This window comes from bacterium, from assembly GCA_030247525.1.
Taxonomy (GTDB): Bacteria; Electryoneota; JAOADG01; order JAOADG01; family JAOADG01; genus JAOTSC01.
Map to the genome: position 1 here is coordinate 1 of JAOTSC010000154.1, position 7,814 is coordinate 7,814.

Below are 7,814 nucleotides of genomic sequence, written 5' to 3' on the forward strand. Positions count from 1 at the left end.
TTTTTGAGAATCATCGGATTCGCCAAAATGCTCCAGCCGTTAAAATTGCCGGCGACGGCAACACTCTTGCCATCGAACATCGCGTAAGAAAACCGCACCCCTTCCCGCGTCATCTGCGGTTGCGCAATACTAACGGTTGCAATGAAAGTCATGCTAACTGCTGTCAGCATTAGAACTGCGAACAATCTACGCAAGGCGACCTCCTTCCGGTTCGGAAAAGTAATGCGCTGATTCGACTGCAAAGCTGAATTGTCGCCGTTCTCCGACCGTCACGGGTACGCTGCTCGCACCGCGGGCGACAAAGCTCTCGTTGCCGGTCGTTGCATGGAGCAACGATTCGTTTCCTAACGGCTCAACCAATGTAATCGTTGCCGGAAAGACGATCTGTGATGCAGTAGATGCCAGCGAATCGTCGTATAGCGAGATTACTTCCGGACGAATGCCAATCGTGAGTTTTCCATGATAGGTAATTGGCGCTGCAAAACTGGCAAACGATGTTTCGATTTTGCCGTTAGCGATTGAGCCGGAGAAGAAATTCATCGCGGGAGAACCGATAAAACCGGCAACAAAGCGGTTTGCCGGCTTTCGGTAGAGTTCGAGCGGCGCCCCGACTTGTTGTAACTTTCCATCGTTCAACACCGCCACGCGAGTTCCCAAAGTCATCGCTTCCACTTGATCGTGGGTAACGTAAACAATCGTCGTCTTCAAGCGGCGATGCAGTTGCGCCAATTCCGCCCGCATTTGTACCCGCAATTTCGCATCGAGATTCGACAACGGTTCATCGAACAAAAATACTTGCGGTTGCCGGACAATCGCTCTTCCAACGGCAACGCGCTGCCGTTGGCCGCCGGACAATTCGCGTGGTTTCCGGTCGAGCATCTCTTGCAACCCGAGAATATTTGCCGCTTCATTTACTCGCTGTTCGATCTCGGTTACATCGATTTTTCTGAGCTTTAATCCGAATGCGAGATTTTCGCGAACGGTCAGGTGAGGATACAGCGCATAATTTTGGAACACCATGGCGATATCGCGATCCTTCGGCGGGACATCGTTCACGACGCGGTCGCCAATGGAAATCGTTCCGGCGGAAATCGATTCCAATCCGGCAATCATCCGCAAAGTCGTCGATTTTCCACATCCCGATGGTCCTACCAGCACGAGAAATTCGCCATCGTCGATAGTCAACGAAATCTCTTTTACTGGAGTTGCGCCATTCGGATACGTCTTGGTGACGTTGCTAATTACAACTTGTGACATATTCGTTCCATGAGTACGGGCGAACCTTGTGTTCGCCCAATCACTTTTCAATTTTAAGCCATTTAGCTTGAGGATTGTTGAAAATGTACATGATTATGTGCTGATAATCTTTGTCATTTCTTATGATATGATCGTAATAACCTCGTTTCCACAAGCGCTTATTAAATTTATGCCAATCCAATATTTTAATTCCACGAATATATTCTACTGTGGATTTCGACTTAAATGTCTGAACAAACTCACTAATTATCGAACGTTTATTTTTTACACGAGTTTCAGCAGCGTCAAGTAAATGCAAGAGCATATGAACATGGTTTGGCATTACTGTATACACGATGATCTCAATACTTGGAAAATTGCTAACCGTGTCTGTTAGTACTTGTTCTATCATTAATCCAGCTTTATTTAGATTACACTCATGAACATGCACTTTGCCAAACAATTGCAACATGTTCTCCACTGAAATTGTAATAAAATATCCACCTGGAGTATTGTATTCATACTCAGCCAATCGAAGACTGTTTTTTCTAAATCGTTGATCCATTTACTGTGGGGTGAACACAAGGTTCACCCGTACTCACATTAATAACTACTTAAACTCCAACACATCGTACACATTGGTACCGTTGCCGGAAGTGTTGCCGCCGCCGTGCCATTGTGAAGCTTCCGGATACACGCTGCGAAATTCTCCCATCCCCGCTCCGCCATGATCATCCTGTCCGCCGGAATAGATGTGAATTTTCCATTTCGCCGGATCGTTCGGTAGTAATGACCGAGGCACTGAAACACGAACTTCGTTTGTCGCTGGAGAACCTAACGGATAGGCGGCATCATCGGCAACACATTCATACATAGTTTTATCATTACCATCGGTAAGACGGAATCCGCCGCCGATATACAGCAAACGATCCGGTTGGAAATCCGTTGGGAAAATGTATTGACCATTCATCCCCAATTTCTTCGCACTTGTTTTGCGAGAACCGGTTTCAATAGCGATGGCGGCAAACGTAAGCTGAAAGCCATATTCCGGATGCCAGCCCGGTTGCGTCAATTTCTTGAACTTGAGTGAAAAATACACGCGCTCGTTATCTTCCGAAATTGTCGCCGAAGAAATATCGAATATTCCCTTGACGAAACGGGAGTCGGTTGGATACGTGTATCCTTGTTTCAACTCGTCGTTTGTTTCGTCGATTGCGTTGCGTTTGACCGCTGCATTTTCACGCCAAACTGTGCCTTCTTTGCTGCCAACCCGTTGCCATGAGGGAGGTTGCAGCGATGGTAAATCCTTGCGGACTTTCACTTTGGCAAAGTGCCACAATGTATCGGCTGGTGGATGTTTCGCTGTAATTGCCGCTGGTTTTCCATCGACCCAGACTTCCCCGGTACGTTGTTGGTATTGGAAAAGTACCGGTTTCCTCGCTTCATTGAGTGCGCCACTAACGCCCGGTTCGCCAAACAACTTGAAGAAGATTGCTGTACTATCAGCAATCGATTGGGCAGTGAGTAGTACTTTCGTCGTGTCGTCGATTTGTTCACATGATATATCGACGAGATGCCCCTGCATATTCACGGTCGCATTGACTTCACCCCAATCAGGATTCAGATGAGGATCGATTTTCCAAATCACCCGCCCCTGATTTCCCTGTACTGGTCGCACCCCAAAAAAGTCCTGCCAGAACGATCGTTGAAATTCCGCCAACGACCAAGTCTGCGACACGGTTCCCGATTGGTTAGGAAAATGTTTCGCAAGGAGGAAACTTGCATTTTTGGAATTTTTTTTCGTAACGCTTTGTGACAGCGACGGGGGTGGATCGGCATAGTAAAACATTTCGTCGGCGGGATTGAGTGGATAATCACGGGAAGTAGCGTCGAGCAATTCCGGCAGCGTACCGTACACTTGTGAATGTTCGAGCATAAGTTCGGCTTCCCGCTGCTGTAAACTCCACGCCAACTCCCATTGTCCATACTTGCACAGCGCTGTCTTCACTGGTCCCGAGAGCCATGTCCAAATTACGCCGTTATGATATGCCGCATCTTTCGGATATGCCGGATACATGTGGTAAGGATGAAAGTTGGAATCATTGGGGGAGAGCGACATAACGCCGAATGGAGAAACCAATTCTTCAAATGCAGCCCACACCATCGGTTCGGCGATACTGTCCGGCAATAGTGGATAGTAGGGAACCGTGATTGCAAAGAATTGGTTTGGTCGAACCTGCTCGTCCGGAGTTCCATCCGGGCGAATCCGGTCGTACAATAATGGGGAATCGGGGCGCTTGAACCGCTTAACGAACGATTTCGATAGCGTTTGATAAGCGCCGCGCCACCGCTTCACATTCACTTTTAAGACGCTGTCGGGCTCCATCATTTCGACCATGCTGATCGCCGCTTGCAACTGCGCCGCCCATAACGCCTGCACCTCGACTGCATACTTGTCGCGGGGAGTCCATGCCCCTTTGGGCGGGGAGTAGGCATCCATCCATGTCTCTTGCTCACCGTGCTCTTGAAATGCGGAACTATCCTTCGACGCCCGTAAAATACTGCCTGCCATGATGACCCGTAGCGCACCAAAATGGGTTCCGGTATCGGCTGGTGCTGGGTTGCGTAAAACATCTTTCCATAAACCGTAATCACCGGAATACAATCCATACTCGTACAGCGCTTTTACCCACCACGCCGTACCATCGGCGGTATTGTAAACAATCTCCCGCGGATTTGCCCGGTTCGGCACTCGTCCAAATGTCGGCGACTTCGGATTTCGGTCGACCCATTGTGCGAAGGTGATTAATATCTTGCGCGCGGTCTCATAATCTCCTTGAACTAAACACGCACCAAACAACGAGATGAAAGTGTCGCGTCCCCATGCCTCGGCAAACCACGGATAGCCTGCCCAAATCTGGGTCTTATCGGCTTTGAGAAACCCTTGTAAACTACTCTTGCTCCAACGCAGTGAAGATGCAAGTGTGCGCAGCGCAGTTTCATTGGGAGGTTTTGTTGAACGTAATCTGATGCGATCTAATGAAGAAAAGAGCAGTTTATTTTTTTTTCGATTGATCGATGAATCGCGGGAAACATTTTTTCGTAACGAATCGTTGCTCGATTTTTCTCTTGTGACTTTCGCAATGGCTATCCGCATCGCCTCCGCAGAAGTGTTGGCGTACGTTATCACCAATCCCGGGTCGGCGGGCAGGAAATCTGGTGGAATAGCTGGGAGTAAGTTTGTCGAAAAATGTAATTCTGCCGGCGCAAAATCTTTCAGACCACAGGGCGTATCCATCCACTCCGTTACCGGTCTCCATTTACCGAAATGTCGTACAGCCGCGACGCTCTTCGTACAATTCGGCGAGCTAAATGCGATTACCGAGGAATCACTCGACAGCGTATCGATTTGCCAACTGTTATCCGAGAAAAGAATGCGAAATCGAAAAATCGTGTCGGTCGGTTGAGTATGGAAGTTTACCCGTATATACTCCTCCACTGAATCAATCTCTGTGAGATAGAGAAACCGCGATTTTCCCACTACAAGCGAGTAGGACCGCTCATTGATTTGACCGGAAGGGAAGGTACTGCGTTGAAGCCATTTGGATGAGTCACCGATCCGCCAATCGACCCACAGTTTTTCCCCCTCGACAGTTACCCCTTGCCAACCATCGGTTCTGCCATCGGCGGTCGTGTACCACGAGAAGCCGCGACCAGTACCGCTAAAGATCATACCGCGATTTGAACTCGGCATGACTTGATCGGCGAATCCTGCTGGGATACTTAGTAGAAGCCAATAACAAATTGCAACAAATCTCGCTATTTGCTTCATGGTTTTGCTACGAGTAGTCTCGCACTCCATGGCTGTAACCGGATAGTAACGGTTCCCTTCCAATCAAGATCGACCAATTGCATTCCGATTGCTTCTCGCAGCTTGGTTGCCGTAAGCCCATTGGGGAGCGTTTTCGGAATCGTTACATCGATTGCTTTGTCGGAAAGATTGGTTACTACAACTGAGGTTTCATTGCCTTCGGTTCTTGTAAACGCTAATCCTTCATTAACAAATTCGGGTGTTTCGATCCACTGCAATTTGCCGGTGCGTAGTGAGGGGAGCGAGTTACGCCAATGAATCCAATTCTTATATTGAGTATACAAAACGATGTTGACTTGATTCCAGTCGATTGGTTCTTTTTCGAATAACGACGGTTTATAGGTCGCGCCGATTTCCTGACCGTTGTAAAGCAGCGGTACACCGGGTAAGCCGAAGATTAATCCGATGTATGCCGGAAGCTTTTCTTTTCCGAACGCCTCGACAGCACGTTGTTCATCGTGGTTTTCTAAAAATCGCATCACGAAAAACGAGCTGTCGGTGCGCAGCTCGAATGCTGTGAGATAGCTTCGAAGCGAATCGGCGCCAATCTTCCCTTGCACATTTGCTTTTAATGAATGATACAACGGCCAATCATACATCGAGTGAAATCCGAGTGAGGAATACTCATCGCCATACGCTTCCGCCAAAAAAAGCGCTCCCGGTTTCTCTTTGCGCAGCGACGATAGTGCGCTCTTCCAATAATCAGCAGGCACCATCCCGGCTACATCGAATCGGAAACCATCGACGTTGTAGCCGATTAACCATAAGTGAAGTGCATCGGTCATATACTGCCGCATTGCTGGAACCGCGAAATTGAAATCCGAGATGTCTGACCAGTCGGCTACTTCGCGGGTAAAGTTGCCGTTTGCATCTTTCATCCACCAGTCGGGATGTTCCTTCATGAGGATGTGATCGTTTGCCGAATGATTTGCGACCCAGTCGAGAATTACTCTCATTTGCATCCCGTGCGATTTCGCTACTAACGATCGAAAGGCAAGTGAATCGCCAAATTCAGGATTCGGTATCAAGTAGTCGCGAACAGCATAGGGGCTGCCATAGGTGCCTTTCCGCCCTTCGATACCCAACGGGAATATCGGCATCAGCCATAGATTTTGAATTCCTAATTCGCGGATTGATCCCAATCGTTCTTGGAATCCTTGGAAATCTCCACTGGGCGATGCTGAACGGATATACACTTCGTACAACGGGTAACCGCGGATCCATTCAGGAGTATTTGCGAACGCAACTATTGCAAACAGACTGATCGCAATTGTTAACAGGTGTCGAGCCAATCGTTTCATTGTATTCTCGGTCTTCACTTTGTTGGATTCCAATTTTCCCAATGCACTTTCGCTTCGTCATAACGTTCGCTTGGTGCTTTAAATTCATCGGGATATCCCAGCGGGATTAAACAAAACGGAGCGACCCCTTCCGGTAGTTGAAACAAATCGTTAAATACTTGTAATCGTTCCTGCCGTGGCCAAATCCCAACCCAAACGGCTCCCAATCCAATCGCTGTTGCCATTAACAAGATATTCTGAGTTGCAGCGCTGCAATCGAGCATCCAGTTTCCGGGATGTTTTTCCACTTTCGATTCACCGCAAACAAGAATTGCAGCCGAAGCTTCGACCGTCATTTCAGCGTAGGGTTGAAGTTTCGAAATCGTGTCGAGTTTCGCGCGATCCGTAATAATCAGGAAGCGCCACGGTTGGGCGTTGCCTGCCGAAGGTGCTGCCATCGCAGCATGCAGTAACTGTTCAATTTGTTCTCGGGTTACTGGTTCGTTGGTGTAGTGGCGGATACTACGGCGACGAAAAATTACATCCATCGAAACTCCCAAAAAAACAAAGGGGGAGTGGAGCTCGTAAGCCCACTCCCCTGTTGTTACAACATGGAAAGCCGCTTACTTCATTAACAACATTTGGCGCACGGCAAAATTTGAGCCGGCGGAAATCTTATAGAAGTAAGTGCCACTCGAGAGTGCGGAACCATCAAACGATAACGTATAGGTACCGGCATTCATGAGACCATGATTTTCTGTCATAACCGTACGACCGGTGAGATCGAATACTTCAAATTTCACTTCGGCTTGGTTCGGAATCGAGAATTCAATTGTAGTTGTCGGATTGAACGGATTCGGATAGTTCTGGAGTATTGCAAAGCTATTCGGCATATCCGGGTCGCTCATCCAAACGCTGGAGTTACGACATCGGGTTTGCCAATTCGCGTACAAGGTTCCTTGTGAACCGAAGCATACTTCCGGCATCCGGAAAGTATTGGTCGCGTCGTTGATAGCGACTTCGTGGTTTTCACCGAAACCAGCTTCCACATCGTAACCATTGATGCCACCTTTGAAGACGAATGTTCGTGGGCTGCCAATCGGGAATAAGTGGTTTGCCGTCCACACGGAGTCATTAGCTACTAAGTCACCGGTCGCGCCATTGTCGTTGGCATTGTCAGACGTCGGGAACGAACCCCACGGCCAATTATTGTAGAAGCCTGCTAAATTCACCGTATTGAATTGACGAACCGTGTCACCCGATTGCACGTCGATAATATATTCACCAGGCGTGTTCAATTTACCATAGGCGGAACGCATATCGAACGGAACATACACTGTGACCGGACGGGTTATAATATCTTGCGGAGTGATGTTTGAGAAATATACGGTTTCCGGATTCGGCATTACTTCATGGAAGCCACTTCC

Annotated in this window: 7 protein-coding genes; all 7 read right to left on the reverse strand. The window is 48.3% G+C overall.

Annotated features, from left to right (window positions below):
* Positions 1-194 (reverse strand): hypothetical protein (locus tag OEM52_12130; GenBank protein MDK9700886.1); only part of this gene is annotated, 194 nt, incomplete at its 3' end.
* Positions 187-1,257 (reverse strand): sn-glycerol-3-phosphate ABC transporter ATP-binding protein UgpC, encoded by a 1,071-nt coding sequence (ugpC, locus tag OEM52_12135; protein ID MDK9700887.1) that lies wholly within the window; start codon positions 1,255-1,257, stop codon positions 187-189. The genes ugpC and OEM52_12130, both read right to left, overlap by 8 nt.
* Before the next feature lie 40 nt (positions 1,258-1,297).
* Entirely contained in the window at positions 1,298-1,801 is a 504-nt protein-coding gene (locus OEM52_12140) for a transposase (GenBank protein ID MDK9700888.1), read from the reverse strand.
* A 45-nt stretch (positions 1,802-1,846) separates the two neighbouring features.
* On the reverse strand, positions 1,847-4,990 hold the full coding sequence (locus OEM52_12145; GenBank protein ID MDK9700889.1) for a hypothetical protein: 3,144 nt from the start codon (positions 4,988-4,990) through the stop codon (positions 1,847-1,849).
* 74 nt (positions 4,991-5,064) lie between these two features.
* Entirely contained in the window at positions 5,065-6,408 is a 1,344-nt protein-coding gene (locus tag OEM52_12150) for an alpha-amylase family glycosyl hydrolase (GenBank protein ID MDK9700890.1), read from the reverse strand.
* Positions 6,409-6,422: 14 nt separating this feature from the next.
* A complete protein-coding gene (locus tag OEM52_12155; GenBank protein MDK9700891.1) occupies positions 6,423-6,935 on the reverse strand; it encodes a nitroreductase family protein in 513 nt (170 codons plus the stop codon).
* A 75-nt stretch (positions 6,936-7,010) separates the two neighbouring features.
* Positions 7,011-7,814: T9SS type A sorting domain-containing protein (locus tag OEM52_12160; protein ID MDK9700892.1), on the reverse strand; the 804-nt coding region annotated here is incomplete at its 5' end.